The sequence below is a fragment of the Nonomuraea guangzhouensis genome (assembly GCF_019396345.1).
GTDB lineage: Bacteria > Actinomycetota > Actinomycetes > Streptosporangiales > Streptosporangiaceae > Nonomuraea > Nonomuraea guangzhouensis.
On record NZ_JAHKRM010000006.1, the window covers coordinates 332,720 to 354,111 of the forward strand.

The window sequence follows — 21,392 nt, forward strand, 5'->3', positions numbered from 1 at the left end:
CCGGCACCGTCAGTTCGAGTAGCCCCGTGGGCGGACCGGTGGGTGGGCGGCCGACAGCTGGGCGGCCAGGCCGAGCAGGTGTGGTTCGCCGCCGGGTGGGGCGATGAGCTGGACGCCGATCGGCAGGCCGCTGGAGTGCGTGGCGATGGGGACGGTGATCGCGGGCCAGCCGCACATGTTCCAGGCGCCCGTGGCGGGCGCGTACCTGATGTTGGCCAGCAGGTTGCGCGGGAAGCCGCGATCGCCCCAGCGGTCGGCCTTCGGCGGGATCGCGGCCAGCGTCGGCGTGATCAGCACGTCGGCGTCGCCGAACCACTGGTCGGCACCGTAGCCGTGCCAGCGGGCCCGGCGCCGCTCGCCGTCCAGCCTGAGCGTGTGCAGCACCCGGCCCGCGCGGGCGAGCACGCGGGTGCGGCGTTCCAGGCGGCTCCGGTCGAGGTCGGCGGCCGCGCGCGAGGCGCGGGTCAGCCAGGTGGCGATCGTGGCGGGGCCCAGTGTGGCCGGCAGGCGGCGGTCGTGCTCGACGACCGTGTGCCCGGCGATCCGCAGCGTCTCGGCCGCCGCGCGCACCGCTGCCTGGAACTCCCGGTCCATCGGCAGGCCGACCGGCAGCGGCTGAGGGGCGTACGCCACCCGCAGGTCGAAGGGCTCCGGGCTGTGGGGAGGCGGCTGGGCGGCCCACACCTCGTCGTCGTCGGCCCAGACCGAGCGGAGCAGGGACGGCCGGGGCTCCACCCGCGTGCCGCCGCGCCACGCCTCGGCCAGGCCCGGGTCGGCGGCCAGGATGGAGAGCGTCAGCGCCAGGTCCGGCACGTTCCTGGCCAGCGGGCCGTTCTCGGTGAGGCCGCCCCAGTCGTCCGCCGGCGGAGGTACGAGGCCCGTGCCCGGCTTGATGGCGAACACCCCGCAGCACGCGCCAGGGATGCGCAGCGAGCCCATCCCGTCGTTGCCCAGCGCCACCGGCACCATCCCGGCCGCCACCGCCGCGGCGCTGCCCGATGACGAGCCGCCGGCCGTACGGGCGAGGTTCCAGGGGTTGCGTACGATGCCGTAGGCGCTGTCACCGAAGGCGACCAGGCCCAGCTCGGGCAGGTTCGTCAGGCCGACGACCACCGCGCCGGCCGCGCGCAGCCGGCCGACCGTCTCGTGGTCCTTGGGCGCGGGCGTGTCCGCCGTCGCGGCGGATCCGCCGCGCGTGGCCTCGCCCGCGACCTCCAGATTGTCCTTCACCGCCACGGGCACGCCGGCGAGCGGCAGCTCCGCGAGGTCGCGGCGCTGCTGCAGGGCCCGCGCCTCGTCCACGGCCCGCTCCCTGACCCGGCGGAACGCCCCGACTCCCGGATCGCGCTCGGCGATCGCGTGCAGATGCTCCTCGACGACGGCCGCGGCCGTCACCTCGCCTTGACGTACGGCTGCCGCGATCTCGATGGCGGACCTGCCTGCCCACAACATGCCTAAAGTGTGCGGGTTTTCACTCTTCCTTGCGAGGCTCCCGGCTCGCCTGCTTCAGCGCGAGCCGCAACGCGAACTCGATCTGCGCGTTGACGCTGCGGAGATCGTCGGCCGCCCACTTGGCGAGCGCGTCGTAGACGGCCGGGTCGAGGCGCAGCAGGAGCTTCTTACGCTCAGGCATACAGGCTGCCGGTGTTCACCACCGGCTGGATCGCCCGGTCGCCGCAGAGGACGACCAGGAGGTTGGAGACCATCTGCGCCTTGCGCTCCTCGTCCAGCTCGACCACCTGCTCGGCGGCCAGCCTATCGAGCGCGAGCTGAACCATGCCCACAGCGCCCTCGACGATCCGGGCGCGCGCGGCGACGACCTGCCCGGCCTGCTGGCGGACCAGCATGGCCTGGGCGATCTCGGGGGCGTAGGCGAGGTGCGTGATGCGCGCCTCCAGCACCTCGATCCCGGCCAGCTCGGTGCGGTCGCGCAGCTCGGCGGTGAGCTCGGTGGCCACCTCCGTGCCGTCGCGCAGACTGGTGCGGCCGGGGTCGTGCGAGTCGTAGGGGTGCGTGGTGGCCAGGTGGCGCACCGCGGCCTCCGACTGGATCGCGACGTAGTTCTCGTAGTCGTCCACCGAGAACTTGGCCTTGGCCGCGTCGGTCACCTTGTAGACGACCACCGCGGCGATCTCGACCGGGTTGCCGTCGGCGTCGTTGACCTTGAGCCTGGCCGTCTCGAAGTTGCGGACCCTGAGCGTGACCGTGGTCCTGGTGCTGAACGGCAGCACCCACTGGAAGCCCGCGTCCTCGACCGTGCCGATGTAGCGGCCTAAGAACTGCACCACCTTCGCCTCGTTCGGGTTGACCACGATGAACCCGCTGGCAGTCAGCACGAAGAGGACGATCCACCCAATACCCATGACTTCCACCGAGACCACGGCCGACACGGCGGCGAGCACCAGCAGGACGAGCATGACCAGGAAACCGTTCAAGCGGAAAGCACGTCGTTCCATCCCGACTCCTTGCTATCGAAGTGATATCACGATGATAGCGCGTCTACGCTTGGGCCGCGTGAACGGACCATCTCTGGCCACCGGCCAGCGCTCTCTGGGCGATCCCTCGATCACGTATCCGCTGTGGCCGCCGCTGACCCGCGGCTGCCCCAAGACGAGCACCGCGTCATTGGCCTATCCGGTCGAGGTCGACTACGACTACGCCCGGGTCAGCGCGTCCCTGTTCGAGCAGGAGCCGGGCCCCGACCTCGCGCGCTGGTCGCCGCTGCTGCCGCCGCTGCACGCGCCCACGCTGGGCGAGGGCGGCACGCCGCTGATCCCGCTGGAAGGCGTGTACGTCAAGGACGAGTCCCGCAACCCCACCTGGTCGCACAAGGACCGGCTCAACCGGATCACGGTCAGCGCGGCACTGGGTGCGGGGGCGCCGGGCGTGGTGGTGGCCTCGTCGGGCAACCACGGCGCCTCGGCCGCCGCGTACGCCGCCCGCGCCGGTCTGCCCGCGATCGTGCTCGCCTCGGCCGACGCGCCGCCCGCCGTCCACTCGTTCGTCCGGGCGTACGGGGCCAAGGTGCTGGCCGTGCCCGTCGAGGCGCGCTGGCCGCTGATGCGCGAGATCGTGGACCGGCTCGGCTACCACCCGGTCAGCAACCTGACCGTCACCCACACCGGGCACCCGTTCGGGCCCGAAGGCTACAAGACGATCGCGTACGAGCTGTTCCTGCAGCTCGGCGGGGTGCCCGCGGCGGTGTTCGCGCCGACGGGCTACGCGGAGCTGCTCTATGGCGTGTGGAAGGGATTCACCGAGCTGCGCCGGCTGGGGCTGGCGGGCACGACGCCGCGCATGTTCTCCTGCGAGGCCATCGCGGGCGGTCCCATCGCCCGGGCTGTCGACACGGGCGCGCCGGCCGCTATCGTCCCGCTCCAGCACACCGAGGCGTACAGCATCGGCTGCTCGGTGGGCGGGCATCGGGGCGTACGGGCGGTGCGTGACAGCGGCGGCGAGGCGCTGCTGGTCACCGACGACGAGATGCGGGCGGCGCAGCGGACGCTCGCGGCTCAGGGGCTGTGGCAGGAGGTGTCGGGGGCCGCGGGGCTGGCGGCCTATCGCAAGCTGGGGCGGGACTTCGACGGGCCGGTGGTCTGCATCGCCACGTCCAGCGGGTTCAAGGGGATGGGGGTGGGGATGGAGTCGGTCGAGGTGCTGACGAACCCGACGGTGGACGACGTGCTGTGAGGTCGGGCGTGGTGCTGCCGGTGGCGTGCTCCGCGATCCGCCGGGGCGTCGCCGGGCCGGGTCGGCGCGTGCGGGATCATGCCTTCAACCACACGCGGAGTGGGCCGATCGGGGTGAAGCCGTGCCGGGCGGCGGGGGCCGGGTCGGTCTCGTAGCCGACCAGGGGGCGGCCGGGGAACAGCTCGGCCGCCAGCGCCACCGCGCCCGACCAGGCGGCGTCCAGGTCGCAGCCGGAGGCGAACACGTTCGACACCCCCACGACACCGCCGCTCGCGTTGAGCGCGGCCCCGCACACGATGTCGCCGCCGATCCGGCCCGCCAGCACGGCGACCTCGCCTTCGCGCAGCAACGACGGCCGGAACAGGTCGATGTCCTGCCCGGGGAAGCAGGCGCGCTCCCAGTCACGGAGCGTGCCGGGGTCGCGGACCGCCTCCCAGTCGATGACGTCACCGGTCGCCGCGGTGGCGATGGCCTCGCCGGTCTTCGCCGGGGCGGGGCGGTGGATCCACTCGGCCTCGAACAGCAGCTCCCAGCCGGGCGGCCGGATCGCGGCGAAGCTGTCCTTTACGGAGGCACTTTCCTTGCCCTCGACCCCGTCCAGCAGGTCGGCCCACGTCGCGTCCGGGGAGAGGGAGATGGCGTCGGGATAGTAGGGCGGGGCGACGCCGGGATTGGTCCAGCTCAGTGCGCCGAATGTGCCGGGTGATCCGTGCGAGCGGCATACCGCGTCACACCACTCGGCGTTGTTGCGCGCCGCCTCAAGCAGCAGGTCATCGGTCATGTCGCGCTCCATCTCACCCGGCTCGCCCGGCCGTGCGGGTCATCTCGGGTTCGTGCGGCGGGTGGGGAGCGCGGTCAGCGGGTCCTCCGGCCAAGGGTGTCTGGGGTAGCGTCCGCGTAGCTCCGCGCGGACCGCACGGTAGCCGTCGCGCCAGAACGACGCAAGGTCCGCGGTGACCGCCACCGGGCGGCCGGCGGGGGAGAGCAGGTGTACGAGCAGCGGCACGCCGGCGATCCTCGGCGTCTCCGTCCAGCCGAACAGCTCCTGCAGCTTGACCGCCAGCACCGGCTGCCCGCCCGAATAGTCCACGCGGACGCGGGAGCCGCTCGGCACCGCGATGCGCTCGGGCGCCACCTCGTCCAGCCGGCGGTTCCACGGGATCAGCCGCTTCAGGGCGGTGGCCACGTCGATGCGCTCCAGGTCGGCGCGGCGGCGGGCGCGGGAGAGTTCCGGCTCCAGCCAGCGGTCGGCCAGGGCGGTCAGGTCGTCCATCGGGGGCCATGGGTCGCCGAGCTCGCGATGGCAGAACGCGAGGCGGTCCCTGAGCGCGGTGGCCTCCTTGGTCCAGGTCAGCACGTCTTCGGTGCGCAGGCCGTACAGGATGGCCGCGCGTACGTCGGCGTTCTTGAGCGGGGCGGAGGAGAGCTCGATCGCGCCGAGCCGCTCGATCGCGCGGGCGGACACGTCGCCGCGGCGCTCGCCCGGCGGGGTCCGCCACGCGATCTCCTCCTCGGTGGTGACCGGGAGTGCCTGACGGGCGGTCTCCTCGTCGATCACCACGGCCTGGCGGATCCGGGCCGACGCCGACCCGGTGGGACGGTCCGCCACCGCCACGGCCAGCCACTTCGCCTCGCCGAGCCGCGACCCCTCGGCCAGTTGGGCCTGGGTGCCGGACGCCATCAGGTAGCCGCCGCCACGCCGCCGCGCCACCCGCTCGGGGAACGCCAACGCGACCGCCAGCCCGGCTGTCGCGTCGTCGGTCATGTCCCGCTCGGCTGCTCGAGCCTGTGGGGTGCTTCTGGTGAGGCGGCGGACCTCCTGGCGCCAGCGGGCGGTGAAGCCGTCGCGGCCGTGGCGGGCCGAGCGCCAGATCTCCACGAGGTCGTCACCCGCCTCGCGGGGGAGCTGGTCGGACAGGAGCGCCACCACCTCGGCGGCGCGCGGTCCGAGGTCGAGGAGCGCTCTGGCCAGGCGCGGGTGTACGCCGACGAGCGCCATCCGCCGACCCCGCTCGGTCACCCGCCACGTCACCCGATCGGTCTCGTCGTCCATCGCGTACGAGGGCATGGGGGTGTTGAGGGCTGGTTCTAGAGCGCCCAGGGTGTGGAGGGTGCGGGTGGCGGCGGTCATCGCGGCGGGTGGGGGCGGGTCCAGGAGGGCGAGGCCGGAGGCGTCCGGGGTGCCCCAGCAGGCGGCCTGGAGGGCGAACCCCGTGAGGTCCGCCAGCGCGATCTCCGGCCGGGCATGGTCGGCGAGGCGCTCGTGTTCCGCGGCTGTCCAGCAGCGGTACACCGTGCCGGGGGCCTCCCGTCCCGCCCGTCCGGCGCGTTGGTTGGCCGAGGCCTTCGACACTCGTACGGTGGTCAGCGAGCCGAGCCCCCGGGCGTGGTCGGTGCGCGGTTCCCTGGCCAGGCCGGAGTCCACCACCACGCGCACCCCTGGCACGGTCAGGCTCGACTCCGCCACCGACGTGGCCAGCACCACCCGGCGGGCCGACCCGGGCGACAGCACGGCGTCCTGGACCCGGGCCGGTGCCTGGCCGTGTACCTGAAGCACCTCGACGTCACCGAGCATCGCCGCCACTTTCGCGATCTCGCCCGTGCCGGGAAGGAAGCACAGGATGTCGCCGTCCCGTTCCGCCAGCGCCTGCCGTACGACCTGGGCGACGTGAGAGAGCAGGGCGGGGTCGACACGGAGGCCGTGTGGCGGGGCGGTCGGGCGTGCCGGCGGGGTCCACACGATCTCCACGGGGTGGGTCGCGCCCGAGGCACGCACGATCGGGGCGTCGCCGAGGAGGCGGGACCATGGGGCGGCGTCCGGGGTGGCCGAGGCGGCCAGGACGCGTAGGTCGGGGCGGAGCGTGTCCCGTACGTCGAGCAGGAAGGCCAGGGCGGTGTCGGCGTCGAGGTGGCGTTCGTGGCATTCGTCGAGCATCACCACGTCCACGCCGGGCAGCTCCTGGTCGCGCTGGAGCCGCTGGAGGAGTACGCCGGTGGTGACGACCTCCACCATGGGGTTCGCGCCGGTGTGCCGTTCGCCGCGGATGGTGTAGCTGACGCCCATCCGCTTGGCGGCGGCTCGTACGGCCAGTCGTCGCGGCTCCGCCACCAGCACGCGTAGCCCGGCCTCCGTCAGCGCGAGCGGCACGACGGTGGTCTTGCCCGTGCCGGGCGGGGAGGTCAGGACTGCCGAGCCGACACGATCGAGCACCCCGAGCAGCTCGGGCAGGACCTGCCGGATGGGCAGCCCGTCAGACCGGGACATGGGCCGCCGACAGGATCGAGTCGAGCAGGCCGGGGAAGCGGGCGTCAAGGTCGGTGCGCCGCAGGCTGATGTACTTCAGCCGCCCCTCCTGCTTCGACATGATCACCCCGGCCTCGCGCAGCGCCCGGTAGTGGTGCGAGGCGGTCGACTTGTGGACGCCTAGGTCGTCGCCCGCGCTGGTGCACGTCATCTCTCCGCGCAGGGCGAGCCGGATGACGATCTCCATGCGTACGGGATCGGACAGCGCGCGCAACACCTCGGTGAGTTGGATGTCCTCGGTGGCCGGATGTGGAAGCAGGCGCATGGTCAGACCTTACCTCCGTCTTATTGTTTGACAACAATCCAACTATACGTCAGTTTGATGGACATCCAACTAAAGGAGCTCCAGTGAGCAGTCGGCTCTACCCCCTCGCGCTCGGGAACTTCGCCGTCGGCACCGGCATGTTCGTCACCGCCGGGCTGCTGTCGCCCATCTCCCGTGACCTGAACATCTCGCCGTCGGCGGCCGGTCAGTTGATGACCGTGTTCGCGTTGGCCTACGCGTTGCTGTCGCCGCCGCTCGCCGCCCTGACCGCCCGGCTGTCGCGCCGGCGGGTGCTGCTGATCGCGCTGGGCGTGTTCGTGCTGGGCAACACGTTGACCGCGCTGGCGCCCACGTACCCGCTGGTGATGGCCACCCGCGTGGTCGCCGCGGCCGGTGCGGCGATGTTCACACCGACCGCCTCCGGCGTCGCCACCGCGCTGACCTCGCCGGAACGCCGTGGCCGCGCGCTCGCGCTGGTGATGGGCGGCCTGACCGTCTCGTCGGCGATCGGCGTGCCGCTGGGCACCTGGCTCGGCGCCGCGTCGAGCTGGCGGGCCACGATCTGGCTGGTGGTCGTGCTCGGCGTGGTCGGGTTCGCCGGGGTGGCCGCCGTGGTGCCCGACGTCATGATCGAGACGACCCGACGGCTGGCAGATCGGTTCGCCCCGCTGGCCGACCGGCGCGTGGTGGCGGTGCTGACGACGCAGCTGCTGATGTTCGCCGCCGCGTTCGCCGCCTACACCTACATCGGCTCGCTGTTCGACCTGCCGCTGCCCGCCGTGCTGTGGGCGTGGGGGATCGGCGGGATCGTGGGCAACCAGCTCGGCGGGCGGTTCACCGACGCGTACGGGCCGCGGCGGATGGTGCTGATCGGCATCGCCGCCTCGACGGTGTTCATGGCACTCATCCCGGTCGCGAACCTCGCCCTGCCCGTCGCCCTGGTGTGGGCGTTCTGCTGGGGCGCGCTCGGCTGGCTGGTCGGGCCGGCGCAGCAGTACAGGACCGTCGCGGCCGTGCCGCACAACGTGCCGATCGGTCTCGGGCTGCTGTCGTCGGCGCAGTATGTCGGGCTGTTCGTGGCGGGCATCGCCGGGGGCCTGGCACTCGACGGGTACGGCCGGACGGGCGTGGTGGTGCTGGCCACCGGCCTTGGGCTGGTGGCACTGCTGTTCACGCTGGTGACCTATAGGCCCGAGTCGGCCGAGAGCGCGCCCGTCAGCCCTGAGCGGGAATCCAGCCGATCGTGACCGCGAGGATGACGAACAGGCCCAGCAGGATGCGATAGATGACGAAGGCGGTGAAGCGGTGGCTGCCGATGTATTTCAGGAACCAGGCCACCGCGGCGTAGCCGACGAAGAACGAGATGATCGTCGCCAGGATGGTCGGGCCCCAAGCCGGGGCCGTGGTCCCGCCGATCTGGGCGACCTCCAGCAGGCCTGACGACAGGACCGCGGGGATGGCCAGCAGGAAGGAGTATTTGGCGGCGTCCTCGCGCCGGTAGTCGAGCAGCAGACCCGCCGTGATCGTGCCACCGGAGCGGGAGACGCCGGGGATCAGCGCCAGCGCCTGCGCGAAGCCGTACACGATGGCGTGCGTGAAGCTCAGGTGCTTCTCCAGCGTGAGCTTGTTGCGGGCGGTGTGGTCGGCGAACCAGAGGATGATCGCGAAGACGATCAGGGTGGTGCCCACCAGGCGCAGGTCGCGGAAGACCGTCTCGATCTGGTCCTTGAACACGATGCCCAGGACGCCGATGGGCAGGGAGCCGACGATCACGTACCAGCCCATGCGGGCCGCGTAGTGGCTGCGCAGGTCAGGTGTCCACAGGGCGCGGGTCCAGGTGGAGATGATCTCCCAGATCTCTTTCCTGAAGTAGATCAGCACGGCGGTCTCGGTGCCGAGCTGGATCACCGCCGTGAACGCGGCGCCGGGATCCGGCCAGCCGAAGAACGCGGAGACCACCCGGATATGGGCGCTGGAAGAGATCGGCAGGAACTCCGTGAGGCCCTGTAGGAGCCCCAGCACCACTGCTTCGAGCCAGCCGATCACGACTTCACCTTTCCTGCGCCCGCGTAAGTGACCAGGCGAGGCTAGCGGATCCGCGGGCCGAGCAGTTGCTCGCGTAGGGCGGTCAACTGGTGGGAGTGCTCGACTGAACGGGTCTCGTCGACCGAGTCGAGCGCCAGCAGCAGCGCGTCGGCCACGATGATGCCGGTCAGCGGCTCGGCGCTGATGCCGGTGGGGGTGTGGGGGGCCGCCAGCACGGCGTCGACCCGGTCGGCGAAAGTGCCGCCCAATTCATCAGAAATGAGGATCACGCCGGCGCCCACCGCGTGCGCCCGGTCGATCAGGACCGTGAGCTCCCTGAGCTTGCGGCCGGGCTGGAAGATGACGACGGCCTCGCCGTGCCCGAGCGAGAGCAGGTCGTCGGCCAGCGCGAAGCCGGTGGCCGAGACCGCGCGGGCGCGGTGGCCGCGGCGGCCCAGCTTGAGCGCGAAGTAGCGGGCCGCCGGCTCGGAGGCGCCCACGCCGTAGACGAGCACCGAGCTCGCGTGGGCCATCACCTCGATCGCGCGCTGGAACGCCTCGGCGTCATAGAGCCGGTGGCAGTGGTCGAGGCGTTCGCGGGCCTCGTCGAAGACCCTGGTCCAGATCGCCGACAGGTCGTGGCCCACATGGCTGATGCGCTGCCGCAGGCGTACGTCGGGCGCGACCGCCGAGGTGAACTCGCCGGCCAGCGCCCGCTTGAGCCCCGGCAGCCCGCCGAACCCGAGCCGCTGCATGGTGCGGATCACGGTGGCGTTGCTCGTGCCGGACGCCGTGCCCAGCTCCTGCGCGCTGGAGAAGAGGATCTGCTCGGGCGCGGCGGAGACCAGAAACTGGCACACGGCTCGCTCGGCGGGCGACAGCTCGTCCCAGAGCTGCTTGACCACGCTCCTGAGCTGCTCGATCGGGCTGTGTGAATTTTCCATTACGACTCTTGACTCCCGTGTAGCGCTCATTACTCTTGCTTGGAAACGACCGCTACAGACTCGTTGCCTCGTTGAAATGAACGTTACAGGCAATCGGCCGGTCCAAGGAGAACCATTGAGCCTCACTTCCCTGCCCGTCGTCGAGATCGCCGGTGGTCCGCGAGAACGCGGCCGCCAGTACGGCGAGCAGGCCCGCCCACGGATCCACCGCGCGCTGGCCTACTACACCGAGGCGTTCGGCCACTCCAGCGGCCTGACCTGGGAGCAGGTGACGCAGCGGGCGGCGCGCTGGGTGGAGCCGAGCAAGGCGTTCGCGCCCGACCTGGTCGAGGAGATGGAGGGCGTCGCCGAGGGCGCCGGCCTCGACTTCCTCGACGTCGTCGCGCTGAACGCCCGCGGGGAGATCATCTACGACACCACGTTCAACTCCATGGAGCCCGACGGGTGCACCTCCTTCGCCCTGCTGGAGCAGGCGTCCGGCGACGGCCACGTCTACGCGGGCCAGAACTGGGACTGGCGCGACGGTGTCTCCGACACGCTCATGGTGCTCAGGGTGGTCCAGCCGGGGAAACCCACGGTGATCATGCACGTCGAGGCGGGTCAGGTCGGGCGGCAGGGGGCCAACTCGGCGGGCATCGCACTCAACGCCAACGGGCTCGGCGGGCGCTTCGACGACGCGATCGGCGTGCCGCAGACGCTGATCAGGCGCCGGGTCCTCGACAGCGCCGATCTCAACGCGGCGCTGGAAGCACTGACCAAGTCGCGGGCCCACATCGCCAGCAACGCGCTGATCACCCATCGCGACGGCTTCGCGATCGACCTGGAGACCACGCCGGGCCCGGTCGGCTGGATGTATCCCACCGACGGGCTGCTCGTGCACGGCAACCACTACCAGGCGTTCATGCCGCCCCAGCTCGCCGCCACCTACCGTCCCGGCTCGGCCGACTCGCTGTTCCGGGTGCCGCGCGCGGAGGGCGGGCTGCGGGCCGTACGCCACGCCTCCGGCAGTGATCAGGCGCGCAAGCTGATCAGGCACGCCATGTCCGACCACCTCGGCTACCCCGAGTCGCTCTGCACCCACCCAGACGAGACCCAGCCCCCCGTGAAGCGGTGGGCCACCCTGCTGTCGAGCTGCGTCGACCTCACCACGGGCGACTATCTGATCGCGGCCGGCACGCCCTGCGACCACGAGTACGAGCGCGTGCCCTGGAACCTCTATGACGGACCGCACGGAGAAGAGACGTTGTGAAGAAGACACTCGCCCTGGTCGGGCTGATCGGGCTCACCGCCGCGTGCGGCGGCCCGGCCGCCACCACCAAGGCGCCCGACCCGGCCAAGCTCACCCTGGTCAATCAGACGGCCAAGGCGACCGGCGCCCTCGACACGGCCACCTGGCTGCTCGACGAGGAGCCCGGCACGCTGGACATGGACATCGACGGCAACACCAGCAACCGCACGGTCATGGCCAACGTCTGCGAGCGGCTCATGCAGACGCAGCCCGACATGACGGTCAAGCCGTGGCTGGCCGAGAAGGTCGAGCAGCCCGACCCCAAGACCATGGTGCTGACCCTGCGCAAGGACGCCACCTTCCACGACGGCACGCCGGTCACCGCCGACGACGTCGTGTGGAGCCTGAAGCGGCACGCGGGCGAGGGCATGGACGAGTCCGACGAGTTCGAGGACGTCGACTCGATCACCAAGTCCGGCGAGGGCAAGGTCACGATCGCGTTCAAGAAGCCCAACGCGCTGTTCGTCCAGGCCATGGCGGGCGGCGGCGGCATCGTCCTGAACAAGGAGATCGTCGACAAGCTCGGCAAGGAGTACGGCACGCCGGGCCACGAGGACGCCTGTAGCGGGCCCTACCAGGTGAAGGACTGGAAGTCGGGCACCGAGCTGTCCATCGAGCGCTATGCCGCCTACTGGAACAAGGACATCAAGCCGCTCACCAAGACGGTGACCTTCAAATGGGCCGCCGACACCGCGCTGGTCAACAGCCTGACGACCGGCGCGGCCGACGGCGCCTACCTCTCCGAGACCGGCCCTGCCGTCGCGATGCAGGGCAACCAGGCGGTCAGCGTCGCCTACGGGCCCACCACGCGGGTGTTCGTGCTGCTGCCGACCGACCGCGGCTTGCTGAAGGACCCGAAGATCCGCCGGGCGCTGTCGCTGGCGGTGGACCGGGCGGGCATCGCCAAGTCCGGGTTCGCCGGGCTGGCCAGGCCGTGGAAGGTGCCGGTGGGCGCGGGCGCCTGGTCGTACGAGAAGAAGGCGTTCCAGACCGCCTATGACCAGCTGTCCGGCGCGCCCGAGACGCCGTCGCTCGACGAGGCCAAGAAGCTCGTCCAGGAGGCCGGCACGCCCAAGGAGCCGATCGTGGTGGCCACCAACGGCGACGAGGCCCGTACGGTGATCGCCAACGCGGTGGTCGACGCGGCCAAGAAGATCGGGCTCAGCGCGCAGATCAAGACCGTGCCGCCGTCGGAGTTCGGCAGCTTCTACACCGACAAGTCGCTGCGCGCCCAGGTCGACCTGGTGCCCGACGACTGGTACATCACCAAGTCCGACCCGATCGGCTTCTACGACAACGGGCTGACGGGCTCGGCCAACAACTGGGTCGGCTTCAGCTCGCCCGAGTACGACGCGCTCGTCGCGAAGGCGCTGGCCGACACCGACGACGCCCAGCGCGCCAAGGACGTCATCGAGCTGCAGCAGCGGTTCACCGCCGACATGGTGTGGATCTCGCTGGTCGAGGTGCCGTCCGCGGTCGTGCTCGGCAGCAAGGTGACCGGGCCGCCCGCATCCCAGGTCTACATGGGCTACCCGTGGGCCGTCGACCTCGGGGCCAAGGGCTGACCCGTGATCCGCAAGCTGGCAGGCCTGGTCGCGACGCTGCTGGTCACCTCGTTCGTCATCTTCGGGGCGTCGTACGCGGCGCCCGGTGACCCGGTGACGTTCCTGGCGGGCGGCAAGGAGAACCTGACGCCCGAATATCTGGCGGCCGTCCGCGCGCAGTATCACCTGGACGACCCGTTCCTCGTGCAGTTCGGGCGCTGGCTCGGCGACGCCGTGACCGGTGACCTGGGGCGGTCGACCCAGTACAACGACCAGGTGGGCGACCTGCTGGCGGCGCGGCTGCCGAGCACGCTCGGGCTGGTCGCCTACGCGGCCGTGCTGTTCGTGGTGTTCGGCATCGCGCTGGGCGTGCTGGCGGCCGTGCGCGGCGGGCGGACCGACGCGGCGGTGGTGGCGGGCACGACGTTCGCCACTTCCGTGCCGCCGTTCGTGGTGGCCACCGTGCTGATCTCGCTGTTCGGCGTCCGGCTCGGCTGGTTCCCGGTCATGGGCGGCGGCTCGCTCTGGCACCTGACCCTGCCCGCCGTGACGCTGGCGCTGGGCGCGCTCGCGATCATCAGCCGGGTCACCAGGCAGGCCATGGTCGAGCAGCGCGAGCTCGACCACGTGACCGTCGCCCGCGCCTCCGGGCTGGCCGAGCGGCTGATCGTGGTCAGGCACGTGTTCCGCGGCGCGCTCGGCCCGATCGTGACCATGTGCGGGCTGGTGACGGCCGGCATGCTGGCCGGCACGGTGACCGTGGAGACCGCGTTCGGCCTCAGCGGCATCGGCTCGCTGCTGGTCAACGCGATCAACACGCACGACTTCCCCGTGACGCAGGCGGTGCTGCTGCTCATGGTCACCGCCTACATCCTGGTGACCACGCTGGTGGAGCTGGTCCAGCCGCTGATCGACCCCCGAGCTAGGAGCCGGGCATGACCGCCGTTGCCACGCTTTCCCCTAGGCCGGTCCGGCCGCTCGGCTATCTGCTCGCCACCGTCTTCCTCGCCCTGGTCGTGGTCGCCGCGGTGTGCGCGCCGCTGGTCACGCCGTACGAGCCGGACGCGGTCGACTTCGGCGCCTCGCTCGCGCCGGTCTCGCCCGAGCACCTGCTCGGCGCCGACCAGTCGGGCCGCGACCTGTTCACCCGGATCCTGTACGGCGCCAGGACCTCGCTGGTCGGGCCGCTGGCGCTGCTGGCCATCGCCTCGGCCCTCGGCGTCGCCCTGGGCACGCTGGCGGCCTGGCACCGGGGCTGGGTCGACGCCGTGGTGTCCAGGGTGACCGACGTGATGTACGCCTTCCCCGGGCTGCTGTTCGTGGTGCTGATCGTGGCGGTCTTCGGCAACGGCATGACCACCGCGGTCATCGCGCTGGGCCTGGCCTACGCGCCGACGATCGCCAAGTACACCAGGAGCGTCGCGCTGGCCGAGTGCGGCAAGCCGTACATCGACGCCTATCGGGTGCAGGGCATGGGCGGGCCGGCCATCTGCGTGCGCCACCTGGTGCCGAACATGGCCCGCTCGATCGTCGGCTACCTCGTGGTGCTGTTCGGCGAGGGGCTGATGAGCCTGGCCACGCTGAGCTTCCTGGGGTTCGGCGCGCAGCCGCCGTCGTCCGACTGGGGCCTCATGGTCAAGGAGGGGCAGCCGGCGATCGTCCAGGGCGCCTTCCTGCCCGTGCTGGTGCCCGGTGCGGCCATCGCCCTGGTGGTCGTGTCGTTCAACGTCATCGGCGTACGGCTCGCCGACCGCATGGGCGTGAGGGGAACCTGATGCTGCTCTCCGTGGAGGACCTCACGATCGAGGCGGGCGGCCGGCGGCCGATCCTGCGCGACGTGTCGCTGAGCGTCGGCAAGGGCGAGGTCGTCGGCCTGGTCGGCGAGTCCGGCTCGGGCAAGTCCACGATCGCCCGCGCGGTGCTGCGCCTGCTGCCGCAGGGGGCGACGGTGTCGGGACGGGTGCTGGTCTCGGGTGCCGACGTGCTCTCGATGACCCCCGCCGCGCTCAGGGACCTGCGTGCCTCACAGGTGTCGATGATCTACCAGGATCCGCGCTCGTCACTCAATCCGGTACGCCGGATCGGCGACTTCCTCACCGAACGCATGGTCCACACCCTGGGCCGGCCCAAGGCCGAGGCGCGGGCGCGGGCACTGGAGCTGCTGGCCGCCGTCGGCATGCGCGACCCCGAGCTGTGCGTACGGCAATATCCGCACGAGCTGTCCGGCGGCATGCTCCAGCGCGTGGTCATCGCCGCCGCGCTGGCCGCCGATCCGGCGCTGCTCCTGGCCGACGAGGCGACCAGCGCGCTCGACGTCACCACCCAGGCCGAGACGCTCGCCCTGCTCCGCCGCGTCCAGGCCGAACGCGAGCTCGGCATGCTGTTCATCACGCACGACCTGCACCTGGCCGCCGCCTACTGTGACCGGGTGCACGTGCTGTACGCGGGGACGGTGGTGGAGTCCCGGCCGGCCAAGGAGCTGTTCGCGGACCCGCGGCATCCGTACACGGCCGGGCTGCTCGCCTGCACGCCCGAGCTGGCCGACCCGCGCCCGATCCGCCCCATTCCCGGCCGGCCGCCGTCGCTCGACGACGCGTTCACCGGTTGCCCGTTCGCGGCGCGCTGTCCGCACGCGAGCGTCGAGTGCGACACCTGGCAGCCGCAGCCCCTGACCGTCGCGGGCGGCTCGGCCGCCTGCCGCCTCGTGGAGGCCTGATGCTGGTCGTACAGAAGCTCTCCAAGTCCTTCCAGAGCACCGTGGCCGCCGACGAGGTCTCCTTCGAGCTGCCGCCGGGTGGCTCGCTCGGCCTGGTCGGCGAGTCCGGCTCAGGCAAGACGACGATCGCCCGCATGCTGGTCGGCCTGGTCACCCCCGACTCCGGCACGATCACCGTGGCCGGGCGCGCCCGCGGCCCGAAGGAGCGCGGCAGGGCGGCCAGGCTGCGCAGGGCCCGCGAGATCCAGATGGTCTTCCAGGATCCCTATCTGTCCCTGGACCCCCGGCTGACCGCGACCGAATGCCTGCACACCTCGCTCCGCCTGCACGGCAAGCCACCCGGCCGCGCCACCGAACTCCTCGACCAGGTGGGCCTCGGCAGCCGCGAGGCCGGCGCGCGCCCGCACCAGCTCAGCGGCGGCCAGCGGCAGCGCCTCGCGATCGCCAGGGCCCTCGCGGTGGAGCCGTCGGTCCTGGTGCTCGACGAGGCCGTGGCCGCGCTCGACGTCTCCATCCAGGCCCAGATCCTGGAGCTGCTGGCCCGGGTACGCCGCGACTCGGGTGTGGCCCTGCTGTTCGTCAGCCATGACCTGGCCGTCGTCCGGCATCTGTGCGACGAGACGCTGGTGCTGCACCGGGGGGTGGTCGTGGAGCGGGGCCCGGTCGAGCGGGTGCTGTCCGAGCCCGAGCACCCCTACACGCGCCTGCTGCTGGCCTCCGTGCCCGGCCCGGACTGGGACCCTGCCAAGGTGGTGCGCTAGCTGCCCCACTCCCCAGAAGGACCCCAGCCGAAGTACGGCGGGGAGTGGTTAGCGCGCGGCCCAGGCCGATGCGTTCGCGGCGGCGTAGTCGGAGAAGTCCCGCGCAGGCCGGCCGAGCGCCTGGCGTACGCCGTTGGCCAGGTGCGCGTTGCGGCCGTCGAGGACCTCGGCGAACAGCCCGTTCAGCCCCTCGATCTCGTCCTCGGGCACACCCTGCTCGCGCGCCCCCGCCGCGAACTCCTCGGCCGTCACCGGCACGTACGTGATGTCCCGGCCCGCGGCCTTGGACAGCTCGGCCGCCACATCCGCGAACGTGAGCAGCCTAGGACCGGTCAGCTCGTACAGCTTGCCGGTGTGGCCCTCCTGGGTCAGCGCCGCCACCACGACGTCCGCGATGTCGTCCACGTCCACGAACGGCTCGGGCACGTCCGCGATCGGCAGCGCGATCACTCCCGCGAGCACCGCGTCGAGCAGGTAGCCCTCGCTGAAGTTCTGCATGAACCAGCTGCACCGCACGATCGTCCAGTCGGCCCCTGACATCTGGACGACCCGCTCGCTCGCCTCGGCCATCGGCTCGCCCCGGCCGGAGAGCAGGACCAGCCGTCCGACGCCGCTCGACACGGCGAGCGAAACGAACGCCTGGATGTCGTCGAGAGCCCCGGGGAAGGCGAGGTCCGGGTAGTAGGTCAGGTACACCGAGTCGACGCCGTCCAACACCGCCGCCCACGTCGACCGGTCGGTCCAGTCGAAGGGCGGTCTCGCGGAGCGCGAGCCGATCCGCCACGGATGGTCGAGAACGGTGAGCCGGTGAGCCACGCGGCGGCCGGTCTTGCCCGTGCCGCCCAGCACCAAAGTTGTCATGGCTCAAGTAAGCCGCCGAAGGCTGAGACTCTCCATGGTTGAGAAGCGCAATCCCATATGCGATCGTCTAAGCCATGGACCAGCTTGCCGCCCTGCTCGACGGTCCGCGGGCGAGGGGCGCCTTCATGCTCCGCTCCATCCTCGATCCGCCCTGGTCGTTGCGGATCCAGGACGAGGCGCCGCTCACGGTGATGGTGATGGTGCGCGGGGAGGCGTGGGTGGTGCCCGACGACGGTGACCTCACCAGGCTGCGCCCCGGGGAGGTGGCGATCGTGCGCGGGCCCAAGCCGTACACGGTGGCCGACGACCCCGCCACGCCGCCGCAGGTCGTCATCCACCCCGGCCAGCGCTGCGCCACGATCGACGGGGAGACCCTGTACCAGGACCTGGACCTGGGCGTACGCACCTGGGGCAACGCCACGGACGGCGGCACCGTGGCGATCACCTGCACCTACCACATGGAGGGGGAGGTGAGCAGGCGGCTGCTGGATGTGCTGCCCACGCTGCTGGTCCAGCAGGGCGACCCGCTCCTCCCGCTGCTGGCCACCGAGATCGTCAAGGATCAGCCGGGGCAGGGCGCGGTCCTCGACCGGCTGCTCGACCTGCTGCTCATCTCCGTGCTGCGGTCCTGGTTCGCCACCCACGAGGCGCCGGCCTGGTATCAGGCGCAGAGCGATCCGGTGGTCGGCCGGGCCATGCGGATGCTGCAGAACAACCCGGCCCACCCATGGACGGTCGCCTCGCTGGCCGCGCAGGTGGGCGTCTCGCGGGCCTCGCTGGCCAGGCGCTTCACCGAGCTGGTCGGCGAGCCGCCTATGGCGTTCCTGACCGGCTGGCGGCTGGCTCTGGCCGCCGACCTGCTGCGCGAGCCCGACATGACGATCGGCTCGGTGGCCAGGCAGGTCGGCTATGGCAGCCCGTTCGCGCTCAGCGCGGCCTTCAAGCGGGTGCGCGGCGTCAGCCCGCAGGAGCATCGGGCGGCCGGCCGATGAGACCGCTGCTGCTGCTCGACGTCGACGGTGTGCTCAACCCGTTCAGGCGGCCCACACCCGACTTCCGCCGGTACGAGTGCAAGGTCGGCGAAGAGGTCTACACCGTGCACCTCAACCCCAGGCACGGCACCAGGCTGCTGGAGCTGGCCCTGGTCACCGGTGCCGAGCTGGTCTGGGCGACGACCTGGGAACAGCACGCCAACGAGTGGATCGGGCCCCGGATCGGCCTGCCGGAGCTGCCCGTCATACCCATGGGGCCGGACCAGGGCGGCTCGTACGGCGAGATGTTCAAGACGCCGCATGTGGCGGCCTATGTCGAGCGCAGGCCGTTCGTCTGGTTCGACGACCAGGTGTGGCTGGAGGACGAGGAGTACCTCAGGGGCACTCAGGGTCTCGATGATTTCCTGCTCATTCATGTCGACCCGAGAGAGGGCCTGACCAGCCGACATCTCGCCCAGGCGCACGAGTGGCTGACCCTCTCAGGGTTTTCTCGGGGTTCCTAGTGGGATATCTCCTGCCTGACGGTCCGTTTCTCAGGTAGGTGCAACCAACGGAGGAACACGATGTACCGCTCACGAGAGCACAGAATCCTGGCCGGCGTCTGCGGCGGTCTCGCCGACAAGATGGGCCTGCCGCCCACCCTCGTCCGGATCCTCTGGCTGCTGCTGTCGCTCATCCCCGGCCCGCTCTGGGTGGTCTACGTGGCGATGTGGATCCTGGTCCCCGAGGAGCCGAAGCGCTACTAGGGCGACCTATCCTGGAACGCATGAGGGCAAGGCCGCTGACACTCGTCCAGGATGAGCTCGTCGATTACGACAAGGCGATGGAGCGCATGACCGACCTCGTCGGTGAGCGCCAACGGGACGAGCGGCCGGACACGCTCTGGCTGCTGAGTCACCCATCGGTCTACACGATCGGCCGCCGCACGCCGGTGACTCACCTGCCCGACCCGTCGCGTGGCATCCCCGTGGTCGAGACCGGCCGCGGGGGCCAGCTCACCTACCACGGCCCCGGCCAGCTCGTCGGCTACCTCATCGTCAAGCTGGGCGAGGACGAGGGCATCGTCGACTATGTGCGGGAGGTGGAGCTCCGGCTGGTCGAGGCGCTGGGCGTGCTGGGCCTGCCCGCGGAGCGCCGCGACACCCCGCCCGGGTCCGAGTTGCTGACCGGCGTCTGGACGTCCGAGACGGGGCGCAAGGTCGTGTCCATCGGCATGAGGCAGAGCCGTGGCGTCACCAGCCACGGCTTCGCGCTCAACGTCGACGGCGACCTGGAGCCGTGGCACTGGGCCGTCGCCTGCGGCATGCCCGACGTGGACATGACCTCACTCAAGAGAGAGCTCGAGGCCACGTCGATGGACACCGTCCGCTCGGCCGTGGCCACGGCTTTCGAGGCGTCCTAAGGCATCGGCAGTTCGTCGACCGTCCTGCGTGGCCCGGTGAACCAGTGCTTGGCCGACAGCGTCCACCACAGGGCGATGCCGATCAGTACGACACCGACCAGGACCGGCGCGTAGTTCACGTCCGTCCAGGTGAAGTTCTCGTTGCCCGGGATCGCCGAGGGCTTGATCGGCATGATGAAGTAGATCGAGATGATCACGATCTCAACACAGGCGATCCAGCACATGACCCGATATTTCCGGCCAAGCGTCCACGGGCCCGGCCGGAACTTGTCGCCCATCCGCAGCCGCAGCCAGATCGGGATGAGGAACGCCAGGTAGAGCCCGATGACCGCGATCGACACGACGGCGAGGAAGGCCACCGGAGTGGTCGAGCCCGGCGGCGCCCAGAGCGCGGGCAGCGTGATCAGCGCGGCCACCACGCAGCCCGCGAGGATCGCGTTGACCGGCGTGCGGTTGCGGTCGACCTTGGACCACAGCCGCCAGCCAGGCACGGCACCGTCTCGCGAGAACGCGTAGGTCATCCGCGACATCGAGGTCACGCAGCTCATCCCGCAGAAGAACTGGCCGATCGTGGAGATCGCGAAGATCGCGGTGGCCAGCGGTGAGGAGAGCGCGGTCTCGAAGATGGCGCCCACGAAGCCGCCCTGCTTGTTGATCTCGTCCACGTTCGTCGCGGCGAACAGGAACGCCAGCAGCAGGATCCAGCCGCCGATCGCCGAGTAGAAGATCGACTGCCAGAGTCCGCGGGCCGCCGCCGTGGAGGCGCCCTGCGTCTCCTCCGACACGTGCGCGCAGGCGTCGAAGCCGGTGATCGTGTACTGCGTGAGCAGGAAGCCCAGCGGCAGCACGTAGAACCAGAACGGTATGCCGCCCTCGCCGCTGCCGAAGCCGGAGTTGTTGATGGTGTCGGTGAAGACGAAGCCGACCGTCTGGTGGTGGGACGGGGCGAAGATCAGGATCGCCACCACGATCGCGGCACCCGCCACGTGCCACCAGACCGAGATGTTCTGCAGCAGCGAGATGAGCCGGTGGCTGTAGATGTTGATCAGCGCGTGCAGCACCAGAACGATCACGAACAGCAGGAACGCGTTCCCCAGCGAGGCCTCCCAGCCGCCGCCGGTGAGCCGGTTGATGGTGATGTTCAGGAACGTGGCGCAGCCGTAGTCGACCGACGCGGTGACCGCGATGAGGCCGATCAGGTTGAGCCAGCCGGTGAACCAGCCGTGGATCGGCTTGCCCATGGTGGCGGCCCACCAGTAGATGCCGCCGGCGGTCGGGTACGCGGAGACCAGCTCCGACATACAGAGACCGATGATCAGGATGAAGATGGAGATCAGCGGCCAGCCCCAGGAGATGGCGATGGGGCCGCCGTTGTTCCAGGCCTGGCCGAACGTGGTGAAGCAGCCGGCGAGGATCGAGATGATGGAGAAGGAGATGGCGAAGTTGGAGAAACCGCTCCAGGTCCTCGCCAGCTCTTGCTTGTAACCGAGCTCGGCGAGGCGCTTGGAATCCTCTTCTGTGGTCATTGAGGTCTCCCTGGGGGGTATGTGAAGGAGGGGACTCTCTGGGTATTTGGTCTAGGTCTAGACCATTTCCAGCT

At 70.9% G+C, this 21,392-nt stretch carries 22 protein-coding genes; 12 read left to right on the top strand and 10 right to left on the bottom strand.

All coding sequences use genetic code 11. The features are described from left to right. Window positions 1–9: 9 nt before the first annotated feature. Genes KME78_RS14525 through KME78_RS14535 form a run of 3 tightly spaced genes read right to left on the bottom strand, consistent with a single transcriptional unit; the run spans window position 10 to window position 2,456 of the window. Window positions 10–1,452: an amidase gene (locus KME78_RS14525; protein WP_219529379.1), complete on the bottom strand. Its 1,443-nt coding sequence runs from the start codon at window positions 1,450–1,452 to the stop codon at window positions 10–12. A 19-nt stretch (window positions 1,453–1,471) separates the two neighbouring features. Beyond that, window positions 1,472–1,633 carry a type II toxin-antitoxin system antitoxin gene (locus KME78_RS14530; protein WP_219529380.1) on the bottom strand — a complete coding sequence of 54 codons (162 nt, stop codon included), beginning with the start codon at window positions 1,631–1,633 and terminating at the stop codon, window positions 1,472–1,474. After that, a complete protein-coding gene (locus KME78_RS14535) occupies window positions 1,626–2,456 on the bottom strand; it encodes an SPFH domain-containing protein (RefSeq protein WP_219529381.1) in 831 nt (276 codons plus the stop codon). Before KME78_RS14535 ends, KME78_RS14530 begins: the two co-directional genes overlap by 8 nt. Before the next feature lie 58 nt (window positions 2,457–2,514). Between KME78_RS14535 and KME78_RS14540 the strand changes: the two genes are divergently transcribed. Beyond that, window positions 2,515–3,690, top strand: a complete 1,176-nt coding sequence (locus KME78_RS14540) for a threonine synthase (RefSeq protein WP_219529382.1) — start codon at window positions 2,515–2,517, stop codon at window positions 3,688–3,690. Window positions 3,691–3,766: 76 nt separating this feature from the next. On the opposite strand, the gene KME78_RS14545 is transcribed toward KME78_RS14540, so the two are convergent. The 3 genes from KME78_RS14545 to KME78_RS14555 are packed head-to-tail and all read right to left on the bottom strand — an operon-like array spanning window position 3,767 to window position 7,259. Next, on the bottom strand, window positions 3,767–4,471 hold the full coding sequence (locus KME78_RS14545) for a hypothetical protein (protein ID WP_219529383.1): 705 nt from the start codon (window positions 4,469–4,471) through the stop codon (window positions 3,767–3,769). A gap of 39 nt (window positions 4,472–4,510) precedes the next feature. Then, window positions 4,511–6,955, bottom strand: a complete 2,445-nt coding sequence (gene hrpB / locus KME78_RS14550; protein WP_219529384.1) for an ATP-dependent helicase HrpB — start codon at window positions 6,953–6,955, stop codon at window positions 4,511–4,513. Continuing rightward, the gene (locus KME78_RS14555) at window positions 6,942–7,259 is read right to left on the bottom strand and encodes an ArsR/SmtB family transcription factor (protein WP_219529385.1); all 318 of its coding nucleotides are present in this window, start codon (window positions 7,257–7,259) and stop codon (window positions 6,942–6,944) included. Before KME78_RS14555 ends, hrpB begins: the two co-directional genes overlap by 14 nt. Window positions 7,260–7,342: 83 nt before the next feature. Between KME78_RS14555 and KME78_RS14560 the strand changes: the two genes are divergently transcribed. Further along, a complete protein-coding gene (locus KME78_RS14560) occupies window positions 7,343–8,506 on the top strand; it encodes an MFS transporter (RefSeq protein ID WP_219529386.1) in 1,164 nt (387 codons plus the stop codon). Here KME78_RS14560 and KME78_RS14565 read toward each other — a convergent pair. Further along, window positions 8,475–9,305 carry an undecaprenyl-diphosphate phosphatase gene (locus tag KME78_RS14565; protein ID WP_219529387.1) on the bottom strand — a complete coding sequence of 277 codons (831 nt, stop codon included), beginning with the start codon at window positions 9,303–9,305 and terminating at the stop codon, window positions 8,475–8,477. The two genes, KME78_RS14560 and KME78_RS14565, sit on opposite strands and share 32 nt — an antisense overlap. Before the next feature lie 41 nt (window positions 9,306–9,346). Continuing rightward, complete coding sequence (locus tag KME78_RS14570; protein WP_219529388.1) at window positions 9,347–10,228, bottom strand: MurR/RpiR family transcriptional regulator; 882 nt, start codon at window positions 10,226–10,228, stop codon at window positions 9,347–9,349. A gap of 115 nt (window positions 10,229–10,343) precedes the next feature. Between KME78_RS14570 and KME78_RS14575 the strand changes: the two genes are divergently transcribed. From KME78_RS14575 to KME78_RS14600, 6 genes are read left to right on the top strand one after another with little or no spacing between them, the layout of a single operon-like run. Next, a complete protein-coding gene (locus KME78_RS14575) occupies window positions 10,344–11,477 on the top strand; it encodes a C45 family autoproteolytic acyltransferase/hydrolase (RefSeq protein ID WP_246651040.1) in 1,134 nt (377 codons plus the stop codon). Further along, window positions 11,474–13,081: an ABC transporter substrate-binding protein gene (locus KME78_RS14580; RefSeq protein WP_219529390.1), complete on the top strand. Its 1,608-nt coding sequence runs from the start codon at window positions 11,474–11,476 to the stop codon at window positions 13,079–13,081. Before KME78_RS14575 ends, KME78_RS14580 begins: the two co-directional genes overlap by 4 nt. A gap of 3 nt (window positions 13,082–13,084) precedes the next feature. Then, window positions 13,085–13,999 carry an ABC transporter permease gene (locus tag KME78_RS14585; RefSeq protein WP_219529391.1) on the top strand — a complete coding sequence of 305 codons (915 nt, stop codon included), beginning with the start codon at window positions 13,085–13,087 and terminating at the stop codon, window positions 13,997–13,999. Next, window positions 13,996–14,835, top strand: a complete 840-nt coding sequence (locus tag KME78_RS14590) for an ABC transporter permease (protein ID WP_219529392.1) — start codon at window positions 13,996–13,998, stop codon at window positions 14,833–14,835. Before KME78_RS14585 ends, KME78_RS14590 begins: the two co-directional genes overlap by 4 nt. Next, the gene (locus tag KME78_RS14595; RefSeq protein ID WP_219529393.1) at window positions 14,835–15,776 is read left to right on the top strand and encodes an ABC transporter ATP-binding protein; all 942 of its coding nucleotides are present in this window, start codon (window positions 14,835–14,837) and stop codon (window positions 15,774–15,776) included. The genes KME78_RS14590 and KME78_RS14595 overlap by 1 nt, the downstream gene beginning before the upstream one ends. After that, window positions 15,776–16,537, top strand: coding sequence for an ABC transporter ATP-binding protein (locus tag KME78_RS14600; protein WP_219529394.1), 762 nt, complete (start codon window positions 15,776–15,778; stop codon window positions 16,535–16,537). Before KME78_RS14595 ends, KME78_RS14600 begins: the two co-directional genes overlap by 1 nt. Before the next feature lie 48 nt (window positions 16,538–16,585). Here KME78_RS14600 and KME78_RS14605 read toward each other — a convergent pair whose 3' ends face one another. Continuing rightward, window positions 16,586–17,398, bottom strand: coding sequence for an NmrA family NAD(P)-binding protein (locus tag KME78_RS14605; protein ID WP_219529395.1), 813 nt, complete (start codon window positions 17,396–17,398; stop codon window positions 16,586–16,588). A gap of 74 nt (window positions 17,399–17,472) precedes the next feature. Between KME78_RS14605 and KME78_RS14610 the strand changes: the two genes are divergently transcribed. The 4 genes from KME78_RS14610 to lipB are packed head-to-tail and all read left to right on the top strand — an operon-like array spanning window position 17,473 to window position 19,792. Beyond that, on the top strand, window positions 17,473–18,390 hold the full coding sequence (locus KME78_RS14610) for an AraC family transcriptional regulator (RefSeq protein WP_219529396.1): 918 nt from the start codon (window positions 17,473–17,475) through the stop codon (window positions 18,388–18,390). Further along, window positions 18,387–18,893 carry an HAD domain-containing protein gene (locus KME78_RS14615; RefSeq protein WP_219529397.1) on the top strand — a complete coding sequence of 169 codons (507 nt, stop codon included), beginning with the start codon at window positions 18,387–18,389 and terminating at the stop codon, window positions 18,891–18,893. The genes KME78_RS14610 and KME78_RS14615 overlap by 4 nt, the downstream gene beginning before the upstream one ends. A gap of 60 nt (window positions 18,894–18,953) precedes the next feature. Then, entirely contained in the window at window positions 18,954–19,136 is a 183-nt protein-coding gene (locus KME78_RS14620; RefSeq protein ID WP_219529398.1) for a PspC domain-containing protein, read from the top strand. A 20-nt stretch (window positions 19,137–19,156) separates the two neighbouring features. Continuing rightward, a complete protein-coding gene (gene lipB / locus KME78_RS14625) occupies window positions 19,157–19,792 on the top strand; it encodes a lipoyl(octanoyl) transferase LipB (RefSeq protein ID WP_219529399.1) in 636 nt (211 codons plus the stop codon). Here lipB and KME78_RS14630 read toward each other — a convergent pair. After that, a complete protein-coding gene (locus tag KME78_RS14630; RefSeq protein ID WP_219529400.1) occupies window positions 19,789–21,318 on the bottom strand; it encodes an amino acid permease in 1,530 nt (509 codons plus the stop codon). The two genes, lipB and KME78_RS14630, sit on opposite strands and share 4 nt — an antisense overlap. Window positions 21,319–21,392: the final 74 nt, after the last annotated feature.

Excerpts from the sequence above, each read along its gene's own strand:
- KME78_RS14525 (WP_219529379.1), bottom strand. The coding sequence starts at position 1,452 with ATGTTGTGGGCAGGCAGGTCCGCCATCGAGATCGCGGCAGCCGTACGT.
- KME78_RS14530 (WP_219529380.1), bottom strand. The coding sequence starts at position 1,633 with ATGCCTGAGCGTAAGAAGCTCCTGCTGCGCCTCGACCCGGCCGTCTAC.
- KME78_RS14535 (WP_219529381.1), bottom strand. The coding sequence starts at position 2,456 with ATGGAACGACGTGCTTTCCGCTTGAACGGTTTCCTGGTCATGCTCGTC.
- KME78_RS14545 (WP_219529383.1), bottom strand. The coding sequence starts at position 4,471 with ATGACCGATGACCTGCTGCTTGAGGCGGCGCGCAACAACGCCGAGTGG.
- hrpB (WP_219529384.1), bottom strand. The coding sequence starts at position 6,955 with ATGTCCCGGTCTGACGGGCTGCCCATCCGGCAGGTCCTGCCCGAGCTG.
- KME78_RS14555 (WP_219529385.1), bottom strand. The coding sequence starts at position 7,259 with ATGCGCCTGCTTCCACATCCGGCCACCGAGGACATCCAACTCACCGAG.
- KME78_RS14570 (WP_219529388.1), bottom strand. The coding sequence starts at position 10,228 with ATGGAAAATTCACACAGCCCGATCGAGCAGCTCAGGAGCGTGGTCAAG.
- KME78_RS14590 (WP_219529392.1), top strand. The coding sequence starts at position 13,996 with ATGACCGCCGTTGCCACGCTTTCCCCTAGGCCGGTCCGGCCGCTCGGC.
- KME78_RS14595 (WP_219529393.1), top strand. The coding sequence starts at position 14,835 with ATGCTGCTCTCCGTGGAGGACCTCACGATCGAGGCGGGCGGCCGGCGG.
- KME78_RS14600 (WP_219529394.1), top strand. The coding sequence starts at position 15,776 with ATGCTGGTCGTACAGAAGCTCTCCAAGTCCTTCCAGAGCACCGTGGCC.
- KME78_RS14605 (WP_219529395.1), bottom strand. The coding sequence starts at position 17,398 with ATGACAACTTTGGTGCTGGGCGGCACGGGCAAGACCGGCCGCCGCGTG.
- KME78_RS14610 (WP_219529396.1), top strand. The coding sequence starts at position 17,473 with ATGGACCAGCTTGCCGCCCTGCTCGACGGTCCGCGGGCGAGGGGCGCC.
- KME78_RS14615 (WP_219529397.1), top strand. The coding sequence starts at position 18,387 with ATGAGACCGCTGCTGCTGCTCGACGTCGACGGTGTGCTCAACCCGTTC.
- KME78_RS14620 (WP_219529398.1), top strand. The coding sequence starts at position 18,954 with ATGTACCGCTCACGAGAGCACAGAATCCTGGCCGGCGTCTGCGGCGGT.
- lipB (WP_219529399.1), top strand. The coding sequence starts at position 19,157 with ATGAGGGCAAGGCCGCTGACACTCGTCCAGGATGAGCTCGTCGATTAC.
- KME78_RS14630 (WP_219529400.1), bottom strand. The coding sequence starts at position 21,318 with ATGACCACAGAAGAGGATTCCAAGCGCCTCGCCGAGCTCGGTTACAAG.